We start from the raw sequence: 24,177 nt of genomic DNA, 5'->3' as shown, positions 1-24,177 counted from the left end.
CATCCCGGGGGGGCGGGCGGCGCCATTCCTTTCTCCCCACGCGATGACCTGGTTTTTGCCGCCCGGGACGGGGGGCGCGGTCAGGCTTGATGGCCTGGCCCGACCTTCCGCCGGGTGGCCGGTGCGCGCGAGGCAGACAGCGCCTCATCCCCTCCCACTGGCTGCCTCGCGCGCTTCCGTAAATTCTCGAACGAGGGCGGGGCAGGGCGCTCGCTCCACCGGGCGCCCTGCCTCGCTCGGGGCCTTTGCTTGCCAAGGGCCCGGGTTGGGCGCCATACGAAGGCGCGAAACGGCGGCGAGGCAGGTCAGCCTGCCCGCGTCGCCCGCGACCTTCGTGAGACATGGGACTCCGGTACGACGTCATCGTGGTGGGGCTGGGCCATGCGGGCAGTGAGGCGGCGCTCGCCTGCGCGCGGATGGGCTTGGCCACGTTGGGCCTGACGCTGAAGCGCGAGCGCTCGGCGGTGATGAGCTGCAACCCGGCGGTGGGGGGCACGGCCAAGGGGCACCTGGTGCGAGAGCTGGATGCGCTCGGCGGAGAGATGGGGCGCGCCGCCGACCAGGCCGGCACGCACTTCAAGACGCTGAATGCCTCCAAGGGGCCCGCGGTGCAGGCCTCGCGCCTGCTCTGCGACCGGGACGCCTACGCGGCCGGCATGCAGGCGGTGCTCTTCTCCCAGCCGAACCTCACGGTGCGCGAAGGCGAGGTCGCCGCGCTGGTGGCCGGTGGTGGCCGCATCGAGGGTGTGGTGCTGAAGGACGGCGCGCAGGTGGCGGCCTCCGCGGTGCTGCTCACCACGGGCACCTTCCTCCAGGCGCTGATGCACGTGGGCGAGCAGAAGGAGGTCGGCGGCCGGCTGGGTGACGAGGCGGCGCGCGGGCTGTCGGAGTCGCTGCGCGCGCTGGGCTTCACCCTGGGCCGCTTCAAGACGGGCACGCCGGCGCGGCTGGCGCGCGCGAGCATCGACTGGGACGCGCTGGAGCCGCAGCCGGGGGACACCCGCGCGCGGCCCTTCTCCTGGCGCACGAAAATGGAAGGGGAGGGCGGCATGCCGTTTCCCCGTCAGCCCTCGGTGACGTGCGCGCTCACGGCGACGACGCCGCGCACGCACGCGGTGCTGCGCGACAACCTGCACCGCTCGCCGCTGTACCAGGGCGACATCGTCGGCCGGGGGCCGCGCTACTGCCCGTCGCTGGAGGACAAGGTGGTGCGCTTCGCCTCGCGCGAGAAGCACCAGGTGTTCCTGGAGCCGGAGGGGCCCACGTCGCCGCTGGTGTACCCGGCGGGCCTGTCCACCAGCCTGCCGGCGGACGTGCAGCTCACCTTCCTGCGCACCATTCCGGGCCTGGAGCAGGTGGAGGTGGTCCGCTTCGGCTACGCGGTGGAGTACGACTACGCGCCGCCCACGCAGCTCAAGGCCACGCTGGAGACGAAGGCCATCGCCGGCCTGTACTTCGCGGGGCAGCTCAACGGCACCTCGGGCTACGAGGAGGCGGCCTTCCAGGGCCTGTGGGCCGGCGTCAACGCGGCGCTCCAGGTGAAGGGCGAGCCGCCGCTCCTGCCGGGCCGCGACGAGGCCCACGGCGCGGTGCTGGTGGATGACCTGGTGACCAAGGGCGTGGACGAGCCGTTCCGCATGTTCACCAGCCGCTCCGAGCACCGGCTGAAGCTGCGCGAGGGCAACGCGGACCTGCGGCTGGCCCGTCACGGGCACCGGGTGGGGCTGCTGCCGCGCGAGGCCCTGGAGCGGGCGGAGGCGCGAGGCCGCGCGGTGACGGAGGAGGTGGCGCGGCTGAAGCGCACCGGGCTGGCGGCGCGGCTGCGGCGGCCGGAGCTGACGTACGCGCAGTTGGGCGAGGGCCGCGAGGACTGGCCGGCGCTGTCACCCGACGTCGCCGAGGAGGTGGAGGTCGAGGTGAAGTACGAGGGCTACGTGGCCCAGGCCGCGAGGGCGGCGGCGCGCGAGGCCGAGTCCACGGACCGGTGGCGGATTCCGGAGGGCTACCGCTTCAACGAGGTGCGGGGGCTGAGCGCGGAGGCGGTGGAGAAGCTGACCGCGCATCGGCCCGGGACGGTGGGGCAGGCGCGCCGGATTCCGGGGCTGACGCCCGCCGCGGTGTCGCTGCTGCTGGTGGCGCTCAAGCGCGGAGCCGGGGCACCCACAGTCTGCTCGCGGCCCGAGGACTGATCAAATAAGAGGCTGTGGACAACGTGTGGGAAACTTTTCGGGTGGCTATCTCCTGAATGATTCCAGTGGGTTGTAGGTAGGTTTGACGCGGAGGGCTTGTGGATAACGCGCGGTTCGAGGATCAGCTCGCGGCGGGGTGCCGGGCGCTGGGAGTGACGGTGGCGGCGGACCTGGGGCCGCGGCTCCAGCGGTTGATGAGCGAGCTGTTCAAGTGGAACGCGAAGGTGAACCTCACGGCGATTACGGCGCCGGAGGAGGTGCTGGAGAAGCACTTCCTGGATTCGCTCGCGGTGTTGCCGGAGGTGACGGGCGCGGCGACGTTGCTGGATTTGGGCGCGGGCGCGGGCTTCCCGGGGCTGCCGTTGAAGCTGGCGCTGCCCTCGCTGGGCGTCACGCTGGTGGACACGGTGGGCAAGAAGGCCGCGTTCATCAAGGCCGCGGCGGCGAGCCTGGGGTTGCAAGGCGTGCGCGGTCTGCACGCGCGCGCGGAAGGTGCGCCGGAGACGGAGGGGATTCCGCGCGCCGAGGTGCTGATCGCGCGCGCCTTCATGGACCTGCCGGATTGGCTCGCGCTGGCGCCCGCGTATGTGGAGCCGGGCGGGCGCGTGGTGGCGATGCTCGGCAAGGCGCAGCCGGACGCGGAGCTGGCGGCGCGCGCGGCGGAGCGGCAACTGCGCGTCGTGTCCGCGCGCTCGTACCGGCTGCCGTTCTCCGGCGCCGAGCGCCAGGTGGCGGTGTTCGCGAAGGAGTAGGGGAGGGGAGCGCAGGCCCGTGAGTCATGCCGGGCCTGCGACGGGTGAAGTACCGGGTGTGAGTTCGCTGGACATCCCGGGGAGGGGATGAAACTTCCAGGCGAGCACCACCCCGAGCGCCTCGAACATGCGATTGCCTTTTGCCCCGTCCCACCGTGTTCGCATGCCAGCGCCCTGGAAGATTCTCCTCGGACTCGGTGTGCTCGTGTCGTGCCTGGCCGCCTTCCTGGTGACGCGCACCGCGCTGTTCCTGAGTGAGGCCGTGCGCACCGAAGGCACCGTGAAGATGGTCGTGGTGACGGAGCCCCTGCGTCGGCACTCGAATCGCGACCGCGAAATCACGACGTACCAACCCCATGTCCGCTTCGTCACCCCGAGCGGTGACGAGGCGTGGATCACCGGCATGGCCGGTGACCCGCCCGAGTACGAGCACGGGGAGCTTGTCTCCGTGCTCTATCTGGCGGAGTCCCCCGAGGACAGCCGCATCGACTCGTTCATGGAGCTGTGGCTGGGCGCTCTTGGCGCGGGGGGCGTGGCTGCGCTGCTGCTCATGTTCAGCTTCGCGGCGTGGCGCTTCGGACTCTGAGCGCATTGGGAGGGCTCGCGCTGCGCCAGATGGGGTGGGCGCGAGCCGGGGCCCTCGTTAGGTTTCACGGCGGAGGTGCCACGCGTGAAGCCGCTTCCGACGGACCGTCCGCGCGTCTGGTTGTTCGAGCGTCACGCGCACGCTGCCACGTTGAAGGCCTCGCGCTCCCGCTTCGAGCGCCAGTGGGGCCCGCCGCACCGGGTGGTGCCTCACGATGAGGGCCGCTTCCAGGAGGCGCACTGGGGTTGGCGCAGTGAGTGTGGGCTCGAGCTGGTGGTCGTCTCGATGCGAGAGGCCGACCGGTTCCATGTGTTCATCGAGCCCATGGAGGTCGACCACGCCCTGGCCCACCTGGGGTTGAAGGACGAGGTCGTGGAGTGGCGAGCGGACGAGGGGCTGCGCATTCCGCGTGAAGGCTGGGTTCTCACGCGCATGGATGAGACGGGCAATCGCTACGACGTCGCGCAGTCGCCCGAGCGCGCGCATGTGGCGTGCTTCGCGCGCATCCTCGAAGCGCGTGGGCACAAGCAGTCGTACTCCGTGGAGCTCCGCGGACCGCCGGCCCATGAGGACGCCGCGTTGAAGGTCTGGGCCGTCATCCGTCAGGATGAATACGGCAATCGCGCGGAGGTGGCCCGGCTTGAGTGTGAGCAGGGGGCTCGCGCCTTCGCCGAGGTCTACGAGGCGGACCCCCGGCACAAGCAGACGTACTTCGTGGAGCCCGTGGCTCCACGTTCCTGAGTTGGTTCCGCGGGTGCGTGGTGGGCGTGTCGAACGGGATGCGCGCACCTCGCGCCATGCAGGCTGGCGAGCGGTTGGAGGGTGCCTCGGGAGCATCGTTGGGGACCTGCGGCGCACGGTGACCGCGGCATGCGGGAGGACGAGCGGTTGGATGATGCGCCAGCACGGCCGCGTCACGGGTTGCCGAGGTCCCTGTCGAGGCGCGGGCTGGTGGTTGAGTGCTGCGTGAGCAGGGGCTGCGCTCGTCCTCCGGCCAGGCATCACAACGCTCGTGCTGTCGGATGTACGGAGTCCGTGCGGCAGTGGGGCTGCTTGCTGAACGCTGCATCCGTGCTCCCTCCCGGTGCTCGGGACAGTCGCGCAGCGGGCGCGAGCGAACGTCGCAACACGGCGCCTCGGGCTGCTTGAGGCACGTCGGGATGGGGTGACGACGAAGTGCATCCTCGACGGGTTTCGTTCACACGTGGCTGCGCGTCCGTCCTGTGTGGAGCGGTCCGCCTCCGAGCGCTTTCGAGGCATTCGGATGAATGGGGATGCAGCGCATGGCCGGCTCGGCGATGCCGTCTCGTTGGGGCGCGAGGTCGCCCCGGCCGCGCGCAGTTGGAGGCGCGAGAGCGACCGGGATGGAGCTTCGCGTCCGGCCTCTTCGTGCGCGGTGCTGCGCGAGGGTCAGTCACCTTTGGGTTCGGTGGGCGCCACGGTTCGTGTTCCTGAGGCCCTCCAAGTCGGGCTGCGTGTTGGTGCCTGACGTCGCTGTTCGCGGGACCTTTGGCTCAGGCAGATGCGAGCGGTGATTCGTGATGGCCGCACCGCTTCGCGCAGGGCGTTCATCCGGTCAGTGCCTCATGCGGACCGTGGTGGTCACCGGGTTCGGCATGGAAGCGCTCCGTGCGTCGCGACGCGCGAGCGGTCGCATCGGCATGAGCGGACGCGTGCTTGTTCTGGACGAACGGCATGTTGATGGAAGCGGGCGTCGAGCGTGGCTTCGCGGTGGATGCGCGGAGCGAGACCCGCGCGCCGACGTGGATGCGCCGTGGAGGTGATGACCGGACCGCCGCGGAGGCGTGCACTGCATGTGACGGGCGGATGTCGTTCGCTCACGCGACTGGCCCAGGTCCCCGTTCCACGTGGAACGGGACGCTCGGCATGCGCATGCGTCGTGGTGGAAGAGCGCGTCTGGCCGCGCCCGGAGCAGCGAGTGCTCCAGGCGGGCGGAGCGTGGGTGACGGCCGTCAGGTGTTCGCGGACTCCGCCTGCGTGCGCAGGTCCTCGCGGTGAACGGCAGCGGATGACTTCGTCTTCGGCCTGGCGCTCGTTCCACATGGAACCGGGAGCGCCTCGCCTCGGGAAGAGGTCGTCGGCCGTTCGCGTACGCACCTGGGTTCCCGCACCACTCAATCGGAGCGTGGGGCGCCGCGAGCACATGGCTTCGATGAGCGCTCATCCTCTTGGGCCGGGCTGTTCCACGTGGAACGGGAAGGTGGGAAGCGCGGGCCGTCGCGCGACCGGAGTGGCTTGCTCATGCGCGGTGCCACCGTCGTTCTCCGTTGAGCAAGGAGGAGCGAACGCAGGGGCGCGTTGAACGGGCGCGACGCGCTCATGCGCGGGCCCAGGCTGCTTCACGTTGAGCGGGGAGGGTGAGCACGGGAGACAGGTGGAGCGGAGGCGGCGCGGTGCGAGTTCCTTCAGCGTGCCTGGTGAAGAAGGAGCGAGCGCGTGGCCACGTTGGGCGAGCACGGTGGGTTCATGCGCAGCCCTCACCGTTCCACGTGGAACAGGAAGGGAGGCGCGGGTGCGTGGCCGCGCTGAGTGAGTGCGGCTTGTCCGTGCGCGATGCGCTCCGTGGTTCCACGTGGAACAGGAAGGAGGCGCTGGTGCGTGGCCTCGCTGAGTGGGTGCGGCTTGTCCGTGCGCGATGCGCTCCGTGGTTCCACGTGGAACAGGAGGGGAGGCGCTGGTGCGTGGCTGGGTTGAACGGGTGCAATTCGTTCGCTCGCGATGGCCTCCGTGGTTCCACGTGGAACAGGAGGAGGGCGAAAGCGAGTGGCCTTCCTAAACGAGTCGGCTCGGTCGCGCGGTGCCATCCACTGTTCCATGCGGAGCAGGAGGAGGCGTTGGTGCGTGGCTGGGTTGAACGGTGCGGCTTGCCCATGCGCGGTGCCATCGCCGTTCACGTGGTGCGGGAGCCGTGGGTACGCGCAGGGGTCTGCTGCGTGCGCAGCTCAGCGGCCTGTCCGTTCCACGTGGCGCAACGAGATGGCGTGGACTCGTCGACCCGAACACATGGCTGGGATGAGCGAGTGCCGGAGGTTCCCACGCGGAGCCGGTGCTCGTTCCACGTGGAACATGGCCGGGCTGTGAGCACGTCGTGGTGGAGAACCGGCGCTGTTCGCTCAGGTGCTCACGCCATCCTCCGCTCATGTGGAACACGAGGTCAGGAGCGAGTGGCCGCCGTGCGCCAGGCGGCGTGGACATGCGCGGCGCTCGCTGCCCGTTCCACGTGGAACATGAAACGGCGAGCTTGAGGATGATGCGCGAGCGCCTGCTCCCACGCGTCCCCAGCTCGCGGCCTGTTCCACGTGGAACGCCGGAGTGATGGGAGTGTCGGCGGGTTGAGCGCAGCGGGCGCGCTCGAGCGCGTCCTAGGTTCCACGTGGAACATGCGGACGACAGGAGCTCGCCCTGCATGGTGGTTGAGCCTGCTCGCGTGCGCTGCTTCGAGCCGTTCCACGTGGAACACGGGTGGCCGCATGGGCATGCCAACACGGCGGTTGAGCGTGCTCGTGCTGAGGACCTCGCTCGTCACGTGCTCCAGGTGGAGCTTGGCTCCGAACGCTCGCGCCATGAAGGCGCTTGGGCCTGCGGCGGGCCCGGTGGCTTGTTCCACGTGGAACGTGACGGCGGCACGTAAGCCCCCAGGCTGGTGCCACGCCGGGGAACATCCGCCATCGCCTTGTTTCACCTTCCGGATGGAGCGGCTCGCGCACCGGTCCACACGGGATGCGGGCGCCGAGTGGGCATGACGATGCGGCAGTTGAGTGGGCCCCTGGTCATGTCCAGGCCACCTCGCTTGTTCCACGTGGAACGCGAACACGGTGCCCGAGTTGATGCGTGTTCGCGGCGCCTCGCCAGTTCCACGTGGAACACGGACTCCGCTCCCTCAGGCGGGCCGTCGCGGCGTGTCCGCGAGTTCGCGAACGCCTGTTCCACGTGGAACGCGAACGCGGCTTCATCAGGGGCCGCCGCGGCGAGTTCGCGAACGCCTGTTCCACGTGGAACGGAGCAGCGGCGCTTGTTGGTACGTCGCGGTGGAAGGAGCCGCCGCGCCGCATGCGTACTTCGCGGAGTTGGTGCCTACAGGGAAGGAAGAGACTCGCCCGGGGTGGCGCGTCTCGGTGGCTGGAGCCGCCGTGCCTCATGCGTGCGTCGCGGAGTTGGTGCTTACAGGGGAGGAAGAGACCTCGCCCGGGGTGGCGCGCCGCGGTGAGAGGCGCCGCCGCGCGCATGCGTGCTTGGCGGGGGCAGTGATGAAGGTGGATGCCTCCTGGGCGCCGCATCGTTTCGCGTCAGCGGAGTGCTCAGCGTGAGTACGTGCGCCTGATGAGATGATGCGCGCGACTCCACGAAGTGGCGGTGAACGCTCCACCGCGGGCCGCTCAGGCATTGCCCCTCGTAGAAGGCGATGGGGGAGGGCGCAGGCTCGTACTCGCCGCAGAAGCGTCCGCCGACTCCTGCTTCGCGTCCATGTCGCGCGGCGCTCACGCCGCAGTCACGGGTGCGTGCTCCGCCATGCGCTCATCGGGCGCGGTCATGAAGGGGAGGCCGCTGCTCATCCAGCACGCAGCGCCAGTTCCACGTGGAACGCGTGGCGAGCTTCGCGTGCATCGGGGCTCCGCATGCGTCCGCCCATCGGGCCGTCCGCGGCGTGGGCCGGTTTGAGGCGCTCACTTCTGATGGAGTGGAGGATGAGGCGCGGCGGCGCGCACGGCCGCATCGCCGGTCCGACGGCGCGCCGTGCCAGCATGCGCCGCGCGGTGAGGCGCCCGTTCAGGGGGCGCAGGTGCCGCCGAGCCGCTGCCCCCCATTGCGCGTCCCCGTTCTCCGCACCTGCCTGGGGCGTCGCGCACCTTCCATGCGGATCCGGCGCAGGTGAAGAAACACCGGGGTGCGCCGCCTGCTCAAGCGCCCCATCGACCTGAAGCCCAGGCGCGAGCGCCGCGCACGCGGCGAAGCTCGCGACAGGGCAGGGACACGACGCGCCTCATCAAGGCGCGGTCCGTCCGAGCGTGCGTCCCGGCCCGACTCAGGTGCGTGTTGCCGGGACGCATGCGGCGCGCTCACGCCAAGCGACTCCGAGGGAACGCGCGCGTGTACGCCATGGCGCACCCCTTGCTCTTGCGCGGAAGCGGTCCCAGCGCCCGCCGCCTCCGGCGGGCGCGGGCCTCCCTTTCACCCAGGAGTCAACATCATGAGACCCATGTATCAATACGGCGCGGCCGACGTTCGCTACGGCCAGTCCATCCAGCTCGGGGGGAACTGCCCGCTCGACCTGAGTGGCACCGCGTCCTACGCCATCGGCTTCTGGCTGCGCCCGCGCGCTCCAGCCTATGACGGCAAGCTGCTGGAGTCCGGCTCGAGCTGGTCCCTGGGCCTGCACGGCCTGAAGCTGACGTTCTGCCTCCCGGGCATGTCGCCGCATCAGGTCTCGGAAATCGAACTGCGGCCCGACGAGTGGCAGTACGTCCTCATCAACTTCGAGTCGACCGGCACCCGCGCTGGCAACTACACGGTGTACGTGGACGGCACGACCCTCATCGAAGGGAGCCAGTCCAACATCACCGGCAGCACGTCACCGTTCGTGCTGGGCGCGTCCTGCGACGCGCAGTTCTACAACGTCGCCTTCTGGTCCGCCGCGCGGTCGGGCGACGCGCTCAAGCCGGTGTGGGACGTCCCACAGCCGGACCCGACGCTCGCCGCCTGTTACAGCTTCAGCGACGGCTCCAGCACGGATGTCTCCGGCCACAACCTGGGACAGGCGAGCCTGGAGCACGGCGCGCAGGTGGTGATGCTGGCGCCGTCGCTGCGGCTGGTGAACGGCGCGGCGCAGCCCTCACCCCGCGACAACCTCACGATGTCGGCGAACGGCGGCCCCTTCAGCGTGCAGGCGTGGTTCCACCTCGACGCGCCGTCTCCGTACCAGTCCGAAACGCATACCCTGTTCGCGTGCCTGGACAGCGTCAGCAACAAGGGCTTCACGCTGGGCATGCAGTGGGACGGCACCGGGTACAACGTCCACACCACCGGATACGTCGCGGACGGCGGCTGGCGGGGCTGGGGACACACGTCGCAGTTGCCTCCCGGCGAGTGGCACCACCTGGCGGCCAGCTATGACGGCAGTGCGCTGACCATCTATCTGGACGGCGAGGTCAGCCTGAACATCCCTGGCGTCGTCCAGCCCACGCTGTCGCAGCCCGTCTGGCTCTTCGGCGCCCAGCCCAAGTCCAATGTCGCCGGCGGGGCCGCCTACGACTTCCAAGGTCATGTCCAGGCGGCGGGGCTCTGGTCCCGCGCGCTCAGCGCCAGCGAGGTGCAGCAGTACATGTCGCGGGACCCCAGCGACGTCGACGGCTGCGTGGCGTACTACGCCTGGAACGGCACCGTCCTGGGCAACCAGGTGACCGGCTACCCGGCGCTGTTCCAGAACACAGTCACCCCCAGCATCGTCGTCACGCCGCCGTCGGCCTCCACGCCGCCCCCGGGCTCGGACACCACGACGCAGCAGTTGGCGAAGGCCGACCCGCCGTTGCCCTCCGCCCAGCTGCTCTTCGCGGAGCCGGTGGCCTTCCCCGACCAGAAATTGCTGACGCAGGACCAGGCGCGGAACGTCCTCGCCTCGCTGGAGCCCCTGCTGGCCACGCTCCCCGAGTCGACCCGTGAGCGGATGCGGTCGCTCTCCCGGGACAACCTGTACCAGGGGCTGGCGCGGGTGGGCGGCCCCGGCGGCGCGCCCGTGGGCGCCTTCACCGGCCAGGTGGAAGGCAACCACTTCGTCTATTACCACCACACCGCGCGGGGCAAGGTGGAGGCCGGCCGGATGGAGCTGAGCGTCAACACCGAGTGCGTCGGGTGGATTGTCTCCGTCGCGGCGACCGGCTTCTCCATGCTGCTGTCGGCGTTCGGCGTGGGCTTCGCGGGTGCGAAGCTCATCTCCCCCATCCAGAAGGCCGTCACGGAGAGCACCGTGTTGCTCAACACGGTGAAGAGCGTGGCGGAGAGCTCCGTCCGGGATGCCGACAGCATCATCCGAATCATCAAGGCGTTCTACACGGCGGGGACCTTGGGGAAGATCTTCGGCGCCGTGCTGACGGGGAGCTGGTTCACCATCGCCGCCAACTGCGCCATGCTCATGTTGCAGGTCGCCGCGCTGTGGGCGACGGGCGGCGCCTACGTGGCCATCGTGATGCTCCAGCTCGTGGCCAACTTCGCGCTCTTCCTCTACGTGCTCGACCACAAGCCCGCCGGCTGCTGAGGTCCGTACCGCAGCTCCGCGTCCCGGGGCTCCCGCTCTCGTGGGAGCCCCGGGCGCGGTGAACGGCGCGCCCACGAGACGCTCCTGTCCGTGAGGCGCGTCGGGCGAGCACGGCGCCCGCGCGCGGACACCGCGGAGCCACGCCGGCTCCGCGCGAAGTCCACCGCCGCCGACCCCCTGAAAACTGGCCCAAAGGTCCGAGAGTGCTCCGCGTCGGCCGTGCCGAGAGCATCCCCATCCGCCCGGATTCCCGCTCGCCCGGCTGCTGGCACGCCACCCGCGCGCCCCCGAAGCGGTTCCACGGGGAACAAGCCGCCAGGCGCGTTCACCCTGCAGCGTCACGAGCCAGGCCCAGGCACCGAGACCCACGAGCCCGCGGCGCTGGCCGCATCATTATATAGGGGACTGACGCTGGCACCCCGGCGCGCCGCCTCCTTATATAAGGAGGCACACCCGGCCAGACGCCAGGCTCCTTCCGGGGACCCGCCACCGGCCTCGGGCCGCGTAACCCCGTGAAGAGAGCAAGGGAGCAAGGCTCGCCGTGAATTTGATCCGGTACCAAACCGCGTGCTAGCAGCGTGGATCAGCGCGCAACCGTGCACTGCATCACGCACGGGCCCTGGCCAACGGCCGGGGAGAGAGAGGATGGGCCACCGTGGGTCGTATCATCTGCATCTCCAACCAGAAGGGCGGCGTCGGGAAGACCACCACCGCCATCAACCTCGCCGCGAGCCTGGCCTCCGCGGAGCGCCGCACGCTGCTGGTGGACATGGACCCGCAGGGCAACGCGGGCAGTGGCCTGGGAATCAAGCAGGACAACATCACCGGCACCATCTACGAAGCGCTGCTCAATGACCGGCCCATCCAGGAGCTGCTCCACCCCACGGAGCTGCGCTACCTCCAGGTGGTGCCCGCCACGCCGGACCTCACCGGCGCCGAGGTCGAGCTCGTCAACCAGGACAACCGCGAGTTCCGCCTCCGCGACGCCCTGCGCCCGCTGGCCCCCGAATACGACTACATCATCATCGACTGTCCGCCGTCGCTCGGCCTGCTGACGCTCAACGCGCTGGCCGCCGCGGACTCCGTCCTCATCCCGCTCCAGTGCGAGTACTACGCGCTGGAGGGCCTCTCCCAGCTCACGCACACCATCGACCTGGTGAAGCAGGGCCTCAACCCGGACCTGAAGATGGAGGGCATCCTCCTCACCATGTTCGACTCGCGGGCCAACATCGCCCACCAGGTCGTCGAGGAGGTGCGCGGGTACTTCAAGAAGCAGGTGTTCGAGGTCATCGTGCCGCGCAACGTGCGCCTGTCGGAGTGCCCCTCGTTCGGCAAGCCCATCATCCTGTACGACATCAAGTCGAAGGGCTGTGAGAGCTACCTCGCGCTGGGCCGTGAGCTGATGAAGCGGGACACCCCCAAGAGCCCTCGCAGGCGCGTGGCTTGAGCCGCGCCCTGGCTGGAGTCACGACGTGGTGAAAGCAGACATGCAGAAGCGGGCCCTGGGGCGTGGGCTGTCCGCCCTCATCCCCCAGGCGGGCGCCACCGGGTCCGGCAAGGGCGAGCAGGCCCCGAAGGCCGGCGTCCTCAAGCTCCCCATCGAGTCCATCCACCGCGACAAGGACCAGCCGCGCCGCTACTTCGACGAGGAGAAGCTCAAGGAGCTCACCGAGTCCATCAAGGCGCAGGGGGTGCTCCAGCCCATCCTCGTCCGCAAGGCCAGTGACGGCTACCGCATCATCGCGGGCGAGCGCCGCTGGCGCGCGTCCCAGGCCGCCGGCCTCAAGGAAGTGCCCGCCATCGTCCGGGACGTGACGGAGGTCCAGGCCTTCGAGCTGGCGCTGGTGGAGAACCTCCAGCGCTCGGACCTCAACCCCATTGAAGAGGCGGAGGGCTACAAGCGCCTGGTGGAGGAGTTCAAGCTCACGCAGGAGCAGGTCAGCGTGCGCGTGGGCAAGGAGCGCTCCACGGTGGCCAACGCCCTGCGCCTGCTGGCGCTGCCCGCGGACGTCAAGGGCATGGTGGCGGACGGCTCGCTCAGCATGGGCCACGCGCGCGCGCTGCTGGGCGTGCCCCGGCTGCCGGAGCTGCAGAACCTGGCCCGGCAAGTCGCGGAGAAGAAGCTCTCCGTGCGTGACACGGAGCGGCTGGTCCAGCAGAGTCGCCCCAGCGGGAAGAAGGACGCGGGCAAGGCGGCACCGAAGCAGAGCCCGCAGGTGAAGGCACTGGTGGAGGAGCTTCAGCGGCGACTGGGTACCAAGGTCCGGCTCACCGAACGAAGCCCCGGAAAGGGCACCATCGAGGTGGACTTCTTCTCGTACGATGACCTCGACCGGCTCTTGAAGCTTCTCAGGAAGGAGTAGGACGTGGCGCTCCTTGGCGGGAAAAAAGACGAAGCATCCAGCAAGCCTCTGTTCAGGCGGGAGGAGGAATCCGTGTCGCAGCGTTCTGGTGAGGTCCACACGCTCCTGGGCAAGGGGAGCGAGTTCGAAGGGAAGCTGACCTTCGAAGGGCAGGTCCGTATCGACGGCAAGTTCCAGGGGCAGATCATCACCAAGGACGTGCTCGTCATTGGGGATGGCGCCAAGGTCCAGGCCGAAATCCAGGCTGGCACCGTCATCATCAACGGCCAGGTCGAAGGCAACGTGAAGGCGACGCAGATCATCGAGCTCAAGACGCCCGGCCGCGTGAAGGGCAACCTGGAGACGCCGTCGCTGTCCATGGACCGCGGCGTCATCTTCGAGGGCTCGCTGAAGATGGAGAACCTGGGCACCACCGGCGCCCGGCCGCCTCCGCCTCCGGGTGGCGAGAAGAAGTAGGCGTGCGTTCCTGGAAGCACATGGCGCCAGCGTCACTGCTGGCGCTCTCCCTCCTGGGCGGCTGCAAGGGCTGTGGCCAGGAGGATGCTGCTTCCGGCACCGGAGAGGATGACGGCCGTTCGTCCTCCATCCGCTCCGGTGTGAAGGTGCCGCTGCCGGACGGCTGGTCCGCGCTGGTGGCGCCGGATGAGAGCTTCCAGGCGGGCCCGCCCGGCCAGCCCGTGCTGCGAGTGGACCTGCGGCGGGGGGAAGGCGAGCAGCTGCCCTCCGTGGACACCCTGGCCACCCGCGTCCGCGAGGAGCTGAAGGACTTCGAGCTCTCGCTGGACCAGGAAGAAGAGACGGAGCGCTACTCGCTGCTGCGCATCACCCTGGCGCCCAGGCTGGCGGATGGGGGCGTGGGCCAGGAGGCCCCCGGCTTCTTCGGCGCGCGGCGCGTGGGCAACGACTTGTTCCTCTGTGCCAGCCTGCCGGGCGCGTCCGCCGAGGACGTGCTGCGGGCCACCGACGCCTGCCGCGAAATCCAGGTCCAGGGCGCCCTGCCGTAGCGAGCCGCACCGCGCGTCCAAGGCCCTCACACGTCGAGGCAGGTGGAAGTGTCACCTCCTGGCCGCGCCGAGGCAGGCGAGCAGCCGTGCGTTACCGGCTCGTGAACATCCGGCGCGGCTCGGGTGTCCCAACGTTATGCATTTCAGGGTGCATTTCCGTGCACACCACGCCGGCATTGACGCCTGGGGACTTTCCCTGGCCGTCACGAATCTTTAACCTCACCCTCCCGGACTGCGTTGGGTGCTCGCCTCGGACCCATCCAGGACCTCCACGCAGTGCCCTCGCAAGGAGTCCCCGCATGTCGTTCTCCGGAATGCTCCCCCTCCAGCTCGCTGCCGTGGACATCGCACCCGTCGGAGAGCAGCTGATCGCCGTGGGCGGCCTCGTGGTCGCCGGGCTGGGGGCGCTCTGGGCCGCCTGGACGCGGCCGGCCCCGGTGCCGGTGCCCATCCCCGTGCGCGGCGGCTCGCCGCGCCGCAACCCGCGCCGCTGAAGCACCGCGAAGGGCGCGAAGGCGGGGTGAGTCCCCGCCCTTGCGCCCCTGAAAGCAGCACCCCGCCTCAGCGCTTGAAGGCCAGGGAGAGGGCGAAGTCGCCCGCGGCGTCCGTCCACCACTCGGCCAGCGTGAGCCCCGCGGCGGAGAGCTCGGAGGCCACCTGCCGCTGGTGGAACTTGCAGCTCACCTCCGTGCGCAGCACCTCCCCTTCGGCGAAGTCCACCTCCTTGCGCAGCGTGGACAGCCGCACCGTCTGCGCGCGCCGGGACACCAGGCGCATCTCAATCCAGGCGTTCTTCTCATCGAAGGGCGCGAAGTGCTCGAAGGCCTCCGGGTCGAAGTCTCCGCCCAGCTCGCGGTTGAGCACCTTGAGCACGTTGCGGTTGAACTCGGCCGTCACGCCCGCGCTGTCGTTGTAGGCGGCGTACAGCCGCTCGCGGTCCTTGATGAGGTCGGTGCCCAGGAGCAGCCCGTCTCCCGGCTTCAGCCCGGCGGAGAGCTGCCGCAGGAAGAGCGCGCGCTGCGCCGGCTTCAGGTTGCCGATGGTGCCGCCCAGGAAGGCCACCAGCCGCCGGCCGCCGCTGGGAATCTGGCCCAGGTGCCGCTCGAAGTCCCCCACCACCGCGTGCACGGTGATGCCAGGGTACTCGCGCGCCAGGCCCGCCGCCGCGCGCCGCAGGAAGGCCTCGCTCACGTCGAAGGGGACGAAGCGCGCCAGCTGGCCCGCGGCCTCCAGCGCGTCCAGCAAGAGGCGCGTCTTCTCGCTGGTGCCGCTGCCCAGCTCGATGAGCGTGTCCGCGCCGCTCAAGCGGGCGACGTCCCCGGCGTGGGCCAGCAGGATTTCCCGCTCGCGCCGCGTCGGGTAGTACTCCGGCAGCCGGGTGATGTCGTCGAACAGCTGGCTGCCGCGCTCGTCGTAGAGCCACTTGGGGGACAGCTCCTTGGGCGCGCCGCACAGCCCCTGGAGCGCCTCTTCCCGCAGGGCGCGCTTCGCGTCGCCCGGCTTCACGTAGACGTCCACCTGGACTCCTGGCGTGTGCTGCGCGTCTTCACCCGGAGTCGCCACCGTCGGTACCGTTGTTACCCGCATCGCCTCACCTCACCTCACGTTCCGTGCACAGCGGAAGCCGGCGAAAATCTGCCGGCGGTTGGGGAAGTCCCAATTGCGAAAGCCGTTGCGCACCGCGACCGGTGCGCTGGCCCACGCGCCTCCCCGGAGGACCTTGTAGGACTCGCCGAAGAACACCTCGGAGTACTCGGGGTAGGGGAAGGCGCTGAAGCCCGCGTACGGGCGGAAGTCACTCGCGGTCCATTCCCACACGTCGCCCAGCAGTCCCCAGACGCCGTCCTGGCTGACGCCCTGGGGGTAGCTGCCCACCGGCGCCGGGCCCCAGGTGCTCCCGTCCAGGTTGGCGTGCGCGCGGGTGGGCGGCGTGTCGCCCCAGGGGTATTCGCGGGGGCGGCCGTCACTGCCGCGCGCGGCCTTCTCCCACTCGGCCTCGGTGGGCAGCCGCTTGCCGGCCCAGCGCGCGTAGGCGTCCGCCTCGTACCAGCACACGTGCTGCACCGGCTCGTCCCTGGGCAGCGGCTCCACCTGGCCGAAGCGCCGCCGCAGCCACGCGTGGCCGCCCTGGGGAAGCCAGAAGCCCGGGTGCTTCAGCCCCTCTGCCTGGACGACCTCCCAGCCCTTGGGGTGCCACCAGCGCGCGTCCTCGTAGCCACCCGCCTCCACGAAGACGAGGTAGTCGCCGTGGGTGACGGGGTGCGCGTCCATCAGGAACGGGGCGACGTGCTGGGAGAACGCGGGCCGCTCGTTGTCGTAGGCCCAGGGGGACGTGCTGCCCAGCCGCACCTCGCCGCCTGGGATGAAGACCTCTGCTCGCGGCACGGCGCCGGGCCGGGGCCGCGGGCGCGCCGAGGGCACGGGGTACTCCGGCGACGTCATGAGCTGCAGCGTGGCGGCCAGCGTCTCCGCGTGCTGCTGCTCATGCTGCGCCACCATGCCGAAGACGTAGCCGCCCGCCAGCAGCGGCGCGGTGCTGTCCTGGGGCAGCCGGCCCAGGTGCTCGCGCACCGCTTCACGCACGCGCCGCGCATAGGCGAAGGCGGCCTCGGGCGGCAGCAGCGGCAGCTCGGCGCGCGTGGAGCGCGGGTGCCGGAAGGCGTCATAGATGGCGTCGAACGCCGGGTCGGTGATGGCCGGCGCCCCCAGCGCCCGCAGCAGCCACTGCTCCTCGTAGTTGGCCACATGCGCCACGTCCCAGATGAGCGGCGACATGAGGGGCGAGTGCTGACGGCGCAGCGCGTCCTCGGGCATCCCGCCGAGCATCGCCAGCACGCGCGCGCGCGCCGTCTCCAGCTCGGTCCAGGCACGGGACTTCCAGGGTGGATGGGGCCCGCCTTCCTCTCGCGGGCGACGCCGTTCCTCGGCCATATGGAACATCACCCGTCCAAGGTAGGGAGGCGCCCGGCGCGGAGGTAAGCCCCCGCCCCACCGGCGCCCGAGCGGCTCGTAAAGGACCGCACGTTGCCCGTGCGCCCCCAACGCCTTGTCTCTACGCCGGGTGTAAATCCTCGTCCCGCGACCAAACGTGAAATCCGCAGTGAAGGTTGAAGCTCAAACACTATACCCATCCGCGCGCGGATCCACTCAGGGCGCGCTGGAGACGCGGGCAAGTCCGAGCAGGGTGAGCGTGCGTGAGCGTTCGTCCCACGCGTACTCCAGCTCCAGCCCGTGCTGCGGCACGACGTGCCGCGCCACCAGGCCGTCGGTGGACTCGGGGGGGCGCAGGGTCGGGTCTCCCAGCCGCTCCAGCACCTGCTGCAGTGCGTGGAACGTCTCCGCCGTCATGCGGCCCACCTCGCGCCACGCTTGTGGCGCGTAATGCACGCGGTGAGGGCCCTGTCGTTGGCGGAGCTGCGGCATGTCCCGGTGACCTTCGTCCTTTCCGGGATGGTTCGTATGCCAACGGCGTGCCCACACCCGGCGCTTGGATTTTCAACAAGCTGGGCAGGTGCCCGGCGACCCGTGCTGCAGGAGTTACAGGCGGGCGACTGTGGAGGCGGAAGAAAGGACAGGCTCGAAGTCCCGGGAGTCACGGGGCGACGGCCTCCCGGGGCCGCCCGGCCAGGGCCCATCCAGGGGTGCGTGACGCGAATGCCGCGGCGGTGAGGCGCGCCTTGGAAATGCGAGGCCGGCCCGGTGGCCTGCCGGGGAGGCGGCGTCGCGGGCCCCTGGCGCGTCCTGGCTGCCCGCCTGCGGCCGGCATGCCCAGGTTGAACGCAGGGCCGAGCATGCGGCGGCCTCTGGCAAGGAGGAAGGATGGCTCGGCGGAGGTACACTCCCTGGTCCGCCACCAACGGCCTGCTCTTTGGCATGGCCGCGGGCGTGGTGCTGGCGTTGGCGGAGGTGGTGCTGGCGGTGGCGTCGGGGGACCCCCCGATGCGGCCGGTGCGCATGTCCGCGGGGGTGCTCCTGGGGCCGCGGGCCTTCACGGCCGCGGTCTCCAACAGCACGGCCCTGCTGCTGGGCGTGGGCGTCCACCTGGTGATTTCCGCGGGGGTGGGGCTCTTCTACTCCGTGCTGGATGCGTTCCTGCCGCCGGACGGGCGCAGCCGCTGGGAGTTCCAGGCCGCGGTGGGGATGCTCTACGGCATCTTCGTGTGGCTGGTGAACTTCCAGTTCATCGGGCGTGGCTCCTATCCCTGGTTCCTGGACGTGCCGCAGTTCCCCCAGATTGTGATGCATGCCTTCTTCCTGGGACTGCCGCTGGCGTCGCTGTTCACCGCCGCGGAGCGGCGTCGGCTGCTGCTGGATGCGGCGGAGAGCACCCCCGCCGGCTGAGGCGCGCGAGCGCTTTGAAAAAACGCGGAAGGTATGGTGAAAGTACCCGACCTTGAGGGTTAGCTGGGCCTGCCCTCCTTCCGTGGACTGACACACGTATGGACACAGAGCTGGCGAGCATGCTGGGGGCCGCGTCGAGAGCCGCCCGGGTGCGGATGGGGCTGACGCAGGCGGATGTCGCCGACCGCATCGGCATGGCGTCGGAGGTGTACGGGCGGCTGGAGCGCGGCCACATGCTGCCCAGCGTCCAGAACCTGCGCCGGCTGTGCATGGTGCTGAACGTGCCGCCCCATGAGCTGCTGGGCCTGGGTGAGGGCTTCACCGCCCCGCCGCCGGTGAAGGAGAAGGCCGCCGCGAAGCACCGCGAGGACGACACGCCGGAGATGCGGCGGCTGATGCGCAACCTGCGAAAGCTGACGTCGGTGCAGTTGAAGCTGATGAACCTGGTCGCCTCGGCGATGCACCACAAGAAGAAGTAGGCTACGGCGGGTTGCGCGTGGCGAAGGGGAACGTCTGGATGGCGAAGTTCCCCGCCGGGTCATCCATCCACACCTCCACGGTGTGCTCGCCGTCCACCAACTCGCGCGTGTCCAGCGCCGCCGTCCAGGTGCCGTCCGGCTGGAGCGTGGCGGCCCGGATGCCGGAGCCATCCCGCGTGAAGGCCACCCACCGCACGCCGCTCACCGCGTCCGTCACCCGCGCGGTGAGGTGCACCACCCCGCTGTACGTCTGCCCCGGCACTGGCAGCAGCAGCGCGGCCTGGGGCGCGGCGTCGTCGTAGCGCACCGTGCGCGACAGCGTGGTGCGCAGGCCCGTCTCGCTGGTGACGTCGATGGTGAAGGCGTTGTCCCCGGGCACCAGGTCCAGCGTCGCCTGCACGCCGCCGCCGCCGCGGGGCAGCGTGTACGTGCGCCCCGTGGACAGCGTCACCGTGGTGGCGGACGCGGAGTACACACCAATGTCATAGGGCAGCGCGTCCCCCGGCTGCGGCCCGACGAGCCACCCGTCCGGCAGGCCCGTGGACACCCACGGCGCCTCCGCGTCCACCCACACCGTCAGCATCCGCTCCGTGACGTGGCCCACCGAGTCCGTGGCCCGCACCAAAATGAGGTTCTCCCCCGGCCACAGGTCCACCCGGTGCGTCACGTCTCCGCCGCCCGCGGGCACGTCCGTCACCTGCACCCAGTTGGTCTCCACGCGCACCGGGGACCAGTCACGCACCACCATCCGCACGTCCACGCTGTAGGCCGCCATGGCCTCGCCGGGGGCAGGGGAGAGGAAGGTGAGCTCCGGCGCGGTGTTGTCCACCATGACCACGGCCTCCTCGCTGGCGAGGCCGCCGAACGAGTCCGTGGCCACCAGCCGGATGACGTTGGGCCCGTCCACCAGCGGCAGCACCGTGTCCACGTAGCCGCCGCTGGGGTCGGGGGCCACCGGGTGGCTGACGCCCTGGATGACGAAGGTGGCCGAGTCGATTTCCGCGCCCGCCGCCAGCGGGGTGACGAAGCCGCACACCTCCAGCGTCAGCGCGTCCGTGAAGCCCGGCAGGCCGCACAGCGTCACCGACGGCGCGGGGAAGGGGGAGGGGTGCACCTCCACGGAGAAGGACGCGGCGCTGCCCAGCCGGTTCTCCCGCGCGGGCGAAAGCGTCACGCCGGAGTACACCGCGCGCAGGTCCTGCACGCCCAGCTCGCTCCAGGTGGAGGCGCGAGGCCGCCACACGAAGGCGTAGACGCCGTCCCCGTCCGCGTCGTTGTCCGCGCCCACCGTGACGCCCGCCACGGAGAACGTCACCACGCCCATGCCGGGGCCTCGCGCCTCCCAGCCGCGGTCATCCACCACGCGCGCGGACAGGGTGTTGTTCAGCGCCACCGTGAGCTGTCCGTCCGCGGGCGACAGCAGCGTGGTGGTGGTGGGCACGCCGTCGGTGGGCGGCGGCGGGTTGGTGTAGGTGGTGACGCGCACCGAGCCCCTCACCCCGTCCGCCTCCTGGGAGGCCGCCACCACCATGACGTCCGAGGTGAGCGACGGCGCCAGCCCCTCCGGCGCGGTGATGGTGAGGGTGAGGGTGGCCTCGGTGTCGGGCGCCAGCTCCAGCGTGGCGCGGCTCAGCGTCGCCGTCCAACCGGTGAGCCCGCCCGTGGTGCTCAGCCGGTAGCTGTCCGTCTGGTAGCCGTGGTTGCGCACCGTGACGGGGTAGGTGACGGACTGCGCGCGCGGCAGGTCATGCTCGAAGGGCCGGCGCGTCCCGCCGCTCACGGTGACGCCCACGCTGTAGTCGCCGAAGCACGCCAGCCCCAGCGAGGCGAAGGTGGTGGGGATGTCCGGGTAGCGCGTGTCCGCGCCCCAGCTCCCGTTCACCGCCTGCCGCGCCTTGAGCCACTCCAGCGCCTCTGACATGCGGCCGTCCGCGCCGGGCTTCCGGCCCGCCAGGCACAGCGCGTACAGGGAGATGCCGGTGGCGAACTCATCCGGCGCGTCGCCCTCCAGCGAGCCCCAGCCCGGCGCGCCTCCGCCCGCGCGCGTGGACAGCAGCCGCGTGGCCATGGCCTCCAGGGCCTGGGTGTTCACCGCGTTGGCGCCGGGGCCGGCGGCCTTGAGGCCCACCATGGCCCACGCCACCTGGTGCGTGTAGCGCTGGCCGTCGGTGGCCGGGCCGTCCGTCCAGTCATTCATGTGCGCGCGCACGTAGTCCGCCGCCCGGTCCAGCGCGGCCTGGTACCGCGAGGCCCTGGCCGGGTCCACGCGCTGCCGGGCCTGGGCAATGGCCGTCATCATCCGCGCGGTGACGCCGACGTGGCCGTAGCCCACCGGGTAGAAGGGGAAGTCCTCGCGCCAGCGGCCGGCGGCCTCCTGCCGCGTCAGCGCCCAGTCCGCGGCCAGCACCAGCGCGTCCGAGTACCGCGTGCCCAGGTGCGCGTCGTAGCCCGCCAGTCCGAAGGCGGAGTAGCTCGTCTTCGCGTTGGGATAGAAGATGTCCTCGTGGAACCACGAGCCGTCCGCGCGCTGCTCGGAGACGAGCCGCCCGGCGATGAACTCCAGGTTCTCCCGGTTGGTGCGCCCGTTGTACGTGAGCGCGTCCAGGTCGTAGCCGGTGGTGCGCGCGTTCGCGAGGCCGAACATCGCCGCGCCGTGGCGGTGGCACGACGTGCAGCCGAAGCGCGTGGACCAGTTCGCCGCGTCCGCGCTGAGGTAGTTGATGGCGCGCTGCGCGGACTCCGCGTTGGTGGCCGCCCGCGCGGGCCCGGCGAAGAGCAGCCCCGTCAGCGTGACGAGGAAGAACGTGACGCGCGCGAGCGTCGCGCGCGGCAAGGCAACAGAAGCGGCGTGTGAGGGCATGGGGGCTCGCGCGAAGGATACCGCGCTGGGCATTCATGCAAGCAAAGCGCCCGAGGAAGTGAGCGCATGCCTGTCTTGGAGGCATGACAGCCATCACCTTCTCATGAGGGTCGCGCATCACCCCGAGGCCACTTCGCCCCGAGGCATTCAAGACACATGCGCAATCCCTGTTCACCGCGCTGACGCGCCGCGTGTGCGGCTCCCGCGTGATTGGCGGGACACGCCAGACATTCGCTGGATGCCGTGCTGACGGTGAATCACATGCATCCACGCGTCAGGCATTGCACGGCGTCATCGCGGGGCTTCGTCGGGGCGGCGGAGCAGGACGAGGCTGAGCACCAGGCACAGCAGGCCCATGAGCACGATGCTCCATGCGCGCGCCGGTCCGTGCAGCCTCCGTCGGTCTTCCACGCCGCGTCCCTCAGAAGGTCCCCTGCTTCAACACGTCCCGTTTGGAGATTGTGCCCAGCAGGCGCCGCTCCCCATCCACGACGGGCAGCCGCTCCAGGGAGGTCTCCGTGAAGCGGGCGGCGACCTCGCCCAGGGACAGGCCGGGCGTAATCGGGCGCACGCGCACGTCCATCAGGTCCGCGGCGATGGTGGCGTGCAGCTGCGAGTGGTCCGGCAGGTGCCCCTTCAGCTGGTCGAGCACCAGCGCGCCCCGGTACCGGCCCGCGTCGTCGGTGACGTAGAGGTCCTGGCCCAGGGGCTGCTCCAGGAGGAACGCGAGCACCTCCTGAATCGGCGCTGACGGAGGCACGCGCTGGTGCACGGGCTTGAGCAGCGCGCGGGCGCCTTCCTGGCGCAGCCAGTGCGGCACGGTGGCGGGGACGCGCACGTTGCGGCGGTTGAGCACGGAGGTGTACAGCGACTCCGGCTCCAGGCGCCGGCTGACGACCGCGGACACCACCGCGCTGAGCATCAGCGGCAGCACCAGCGGGTAGTCGCCAGTGAGCTCGAAGATGAGGAGCACCGCGGACACCGACGCGTGCGTGGTGCCCGCGAGCACCGCGCCCATGCCCAGCAGGGCGTAGGCGCCGCTGGGCGCGCCGCCGGGCAGCACCCATTCGGCGAGGACTCCGAAGGCGCCGCCCAGCAGGCCGCCGTAGAAGAGGGACGGGGTGAAGAGTCCACCGGGGACGCCGGCGCCCGCGCAGGTGGCGGTGAGGGCCAGCTTCGCCAGCGGCAGCAGCAGCAGGTGGGCCAGGGAGAGCTCGCCGAGCAGCGCCGCGTTCACCGCGTCATAGCCGTTGCCCAGCAGCCGCGGCAGCCACACCGCCGTCACGCCCACCACCGTCATGGACAGCAGGGGCAGGAAGGGCGCCAGCCACGCGGAGGCCCGGTCCAGCAGGTCCGACATGGCGTTGATGCCGCGCACGTAGACGGCGGACGCGACGCCCAGCACCACGCCCAGCAGCATGGCCAGCACCAGCTCGCGCGGGTGCAGCAGCGCGTAGTTGGGAATCACGAAGCTGGGGTGGTCCGCGATGAGGCCGCGCGACACGAGCGTCGCCACCACGCACGAGACGACGATGGGCCCGAACAGCTCCAGCGCGAAGCTGCCCAGCAGCACCTCCAGGCCGAAGAGGGCCGCGCCAATGGGGACGTTGTACGCGGACGCCATGCCCGCGGACGCGCCGCAGGCCACCAGCAGGCGGGCCTGGCCGGGGCCCAGCCGCAGCCAGCGGGCCAGCGACGAGCCACTGGCCGCGCCGGTGGACAAGAGCGCGCCCTCGCGGCCCAGCGGCGCGCCCATCGCCACGGCGAGGATGGAGACCAGCCCCCGCAGCAGCGAGCGCGGCAGCGACAGGCGGCCGGACTTCACCCAGATGGATTCGATGATGCCCGCGGTGCCGTGGCCCCGCATGGGCCGGCCGACGATGAGCGTCAGCAGCGTCACCAGCGCGCCGCCGAGAATCGGGATGAGCACCCGGCGCCACGTGGGGGCCGCCGCGACGCCGGCCAGGAAGTCCTCACCGGTGCCGCGCCAGAAGAGCTGCTGGGTGAAGCGCAGCACCTTGAGCAGCGCCACCGCGCCCAACCCCGCGATGAGCCCCACCGCGACGACGAGCAGCCAGAAGCGCTGCTCCGGGCCGGTGACGCTCCCCAGCAGCGCCCGGACGGCTCCGCTCCGCCCGGGGGCGCCGTCCTCGCCGGGAGGACCGTTGGCTGCGTGTCGGGCGCCCACGCGGCTCCAAGTTAGGCCCTGCTTCCGGGCAGGGGAGGCCGGGGGCCTCGGGCTGGCCGTCAACCGGCCGTGGGATGGGGCCCCGCGCCGCCTTGCTCCAACCTGGGGACGGCTTGCGTCCGGGGCCACAGGCCCGGTGGGGAGG

Annotated in this window: 17 protein-coding genes; 12 read left to right on the top strand and 5 right to left on the bottom strand. The window is 70.7% G+C overall.

All coding sequences use genetic code 11. The annotated features are described in order from the left end of the window. Positions 1 to 341 precede the first annotated feature (341 nt). The 10 genes from mnmG (at position 342) to HV824_RS26500 (ending at position 14,658) form a co-directional block, all read left to right on the top strand. Positions 342 to 2,189: a tRNA uridine-5-carboxymethylaminomethyl(34) synthesis enzyme MnmG gene (gene mnmG, locus HV824_RS26545; protein ID WP_176418228.1), complete on the top strand. Its 1,848-nt coding sequence runs from the start codon at positions 342 to 344 to the stop codon at positions 2,187 to 2,189. A 98-nt stretch (positions 2,190 to 2,287) separates the two neighbouring features. Beyond that, positions 2,288 to 2,941 carry a 16S rRNA (guanine(527)-N(7))-methyltransferase RsmG gene (gene rsmG / locus HV824_RS26540; protein ID WP_176424528.1) on the top strand — a complete coding sequence of 218 codons (654 nt, stop codon included), beginning with the start codon at positions 2,288 to 2,290 and terminating at the stop codon, positions 2,939 to 2,941. A 163-nt stretch (positions 2,942 to 3,104) separates the two neighbouring features. After that, positions 3,105 to 3,527 carry a DUF3592 domain-containing protein gene (locus tag HV824_RS26535; protein WP_176424527.1) on the top strand — a complete coding sequence of 141 codons (423 nt, stop codon included), beginning with the start codon at positions 3,105 to 3,107 and terminating at the stop codon, positions 3,525 to 3,527. An 84-nt stretch (positions 3,528 to 3,611) separates the two neighbouring features. Next, complete coding sequence (locus HV824_RS26530; protein ID WP_176424526.1) at positions 3,612 to 4,268, top strand: hypothetical protein; 657 nt, start codon at positions 3,612 to 3,614, stop codon at positions 4,266 to 4,268. Positions 4,269 to 8,736: 4,468 nt separating this feature from the next. Continuing rightward, positions 8,737 to 10,797, top strand: coding sequence for a LamG domain-containing protein (locus HV824_RS26525; RefSeq protein ID WP_255208355.1), 2,061 nt, complete (start codon positions 8,737 to 8,739; stop codon positions 10,795 to 10,797). Positions 10,798 to 11,452: 655 nt separating this feature from the next. Continuing rightward, on the top strand, positions 11,453 to 12,244 hold the full coding sequence (locus HV824_RS26520; RefSeq protein WP_176418232.1) for an AAA family ATPase: 792 nt from the start codon (positions 11,453 to 11,455) through the stop codon (positions 12,242 to 12,244). A gap of 40 nt (positions 12,245 to 12,284) precedes the next feature. Next, positions 12,285 to 13,160 (top strand): ParB/RepB/Spo0J family partition protein, encoded by an 876-nt coding sequence (locus HV824_RS26515; protein ID WP_205507603.1) that lies wholly within the window; start codon positions 12,285 to 12,287, stop codon positions 13,158 to 13,160. 3 nt (positions 13,161 to 13,163) lie between these two features. Next, positions 13,164 to 13,616: a bactofilin BacM gene (gene bacM / locus HV824_RS26510; RefSeq protein ID WP_176418233.1), complete on the top strand. Its 453-nt coding sequence runs from the start codon at positions 13,164 to 13,166 to the stop codon at positions 13,614 to 13,616. A gap of 2 nt (positions 13,617 to 13,618) precedes the next feature. After that, positions 13,619 to 14,164, top strand: coding sequence for a hypothetical protein (locus HV824_RS26505; RefSeq protein ID WP_176418234.1), 546 nt, complete (start codon positions 13,619 to 13,621; stop codon positions 14,162 to 14,164). 299 nt (positions 14,165 to 14,463) lie between these two features. Next, the gene (locus HV824_RS26500) at positions 14,464 to 14,658 is read left to right on the top strand and encodes a hypothetical protein (RefSeq protein WP_176418235.1); all 195 of its coding nucleotides are present in this window, start codon (positions 14,464 to 14,466) and stop codon (positions 14,656 to 14,658) included. A gap of 67 nt (positions 14,659 to 14,725) precedes the next feature. Here the strand turns inward: HV824_RS26500 and egtD are convergent, their stop codons facing one another. The 3 genes from egtD to HV824_RS26485 form a co-directional block, all read right to left on the bottom strand. Then, the gene (egtD, locus tag HV824_RS26495) at positions 14,726 to 15,751 is read right to left on the bottom strand and encodes an L-histidine N(alpha)-methyltransferase (protein ID WP_176418236.1); all 1,026 of its coding nucleotides are present in this window, start codon (positions 15,749 to 15,751) and stop codon (positions 14,726 to 14,728) included. Positions 15,752 to 15,760: 9 nt separating this feature from the next. Next, positions 15,761 to 17,104 carry an ergothioneine biosynthesis protein EgtB gene (gene egtB / locus HV824_RS26490; RefSeq protein WP_176418237.1) on the bottom strand — a complete coding sequence of 448 codons (1,344 nt, stop codon included), beginning with the start codon at positions 17,102 to 17,104 and terminating at the stop codon, positions 15,761 to 15,763. 207 nt (positions 17,105 to 17,311) lie between these two features. Next, positions 17,312 to 17,512 (bottom strand): hypothetical protein, encoded by a 201-nt coding sequence (locus HV824_RS26485; protein ID WP_176418238.1) that lies wholly within the window; start codon positions 17,510 to 17,512, stop codon positions 17,312 to 17,314. Positions 17,513 to 17,983: 471 nt separating this feature from the next. Here HV824_RS26485 and HV824_RS26480 point away from each other — a divergent pair, with 471 nt between their 5' ends. Both HV824_RS26480 and HV824_RS26475 read left to right on the top strand, forming a co-directional pair. Then, the gene (locus tag HV824_RS26480) at positions 17,984 to 18,505 is read left to right on the top strand and encodes a hypothetical protein (RefSeq protein ID WP_176418239.1); all 522 of its coding nucleotides are present in this window, start codon (positions 17,984 to 17,986) and stop codon (positions 18,503 to 18,505) included. 98 nt (positions 18,506 to 18,603) lie between these two features. Then, entirely contained in the window at positions 18,604 to 18,984 is a 381-nt protein-coding gene (locus HV824_RS26475; RefSeq protein WP_176418240.1) for a helix-turn-helix domain-containing protein, read from the top strand. Position 18,985: 1 nt separating this feature from the next. Here HV824_RS26475 and HV824_RS26470 read toward each other — a convergent pair whose 3' ends face one another. Continuing rightward, positions 18,986 to 21,844 carry an Ig-like domain-containing protein gene (locus HV824_RS26470; protein WP_176424525.1) on the bottom strand — a complete coding sequence of 953 codons (2,859 nt, stop codon included), beginning with the start codon at positions 21,842 to 21,844 and terminating at the stop codon, positions 18,986 to 18,988. A 421-nt stretch (positions 21,845 to 22,265) separates the two neighbouring features. Then, entirely contained in the window at positions 22,266 to 24,032 is a 1,767-nt protein-coding gene (locus HV824_RS26465) for a chloride channel protein (protein WP_176424524.1), read from the bottom strand. Positions 24,033 to 24,177 lie beyond the last annotated feature (145 nt).

Source organism: Myxococcus sp. AM009 (assembly GCF_013372605.1).
Classification (GTDB): Bacteria; Myxococcota; Myxococcia; order Myxococcales; family Myxococcaceae; genus Myxococcus; species Myxococcus vastator.
This window is presented reverse-complemented; position numbering and strand designations above follow the sequence as displayed.

Bases quoted from the DNA above. Each gene is read 5' to 3' on its own strand.
- mnmG (WP_176418228.1), top strand. From the start codon at position 342: ATGGGACTCCGGTACGACGTCATCGTGGTGGGGCTGGGCCATGCGGGC.
- HV824_RS26535 (WP_176424527.1), top strand. From the start codon at position 3,105: ATGCCAGCGCCCTGGAAGATTCTCCTCGGACTCGGTGTGCTCGTGTCG.
- HV824_RS26525 (WP_255208355.1), top strand. From the start codon at position 8,737: ATGAGACCCATGTATCAATACGGCGCGGCCGACGTTCGCTACGGCCAG.
- HV824_RS26515 (WP_205507603.1), top strand. From the start codon at position 12,285: ATGCAGAAGCGGGCCCTGGGGCGTGGGCTGTCCGCCCTCATCCCCCAG.
- HV824_RS26500 (WP_176418235.1), top strand. From the start codon at position 14,464: ATGTCGTTCTCCGGAATGCTCCCCCTCCAGCTCGCTGCCGTGGACATC.
- egtD (WP_176418236.1), bottom strand. From the start codon at position 15,751: ATGCGGGTAACAACGGTACCGACGGTGGCGACTCCGGGTGAAGACGCG.
- egtB (WP_176418237.1), bottom strand. From the start codon at position 17,104: ATGTTCCATATGGCCGAGGAACGGCGTCGCCCGCGAGAGGAAGGCGGG.
- HV824_RS26485 (WP_176418238.1), bottom strand. From the start codon at position 17,512: ATGACGGCGGAGACGTTCCACGCACTGCAGCAGGTGCTGGAGCGGCTG.
- HV824_RS26480 (WP_176418239.1), top strand. From the start codon at position 17,984: ATGGCTCGGCGGAGGTACACTCCCTGGTCCGCCACCAACGGCCTGCTC.
- HV824_RS26475 (WP_176418240.1), top strand. From the start codon at position 18,604: ATGGACACAGAGCTGGCGAGCATGCTGGGGGCCGCGTCGAGAGCCGCC.
- HV824_RS26470 (WP_176424525.1), bottom strand. From the start codon at position 21,844: ATGCCCTCACACGCCGCTTCTGTTGCCTTGCCGCGCGCGACGCTCGCG.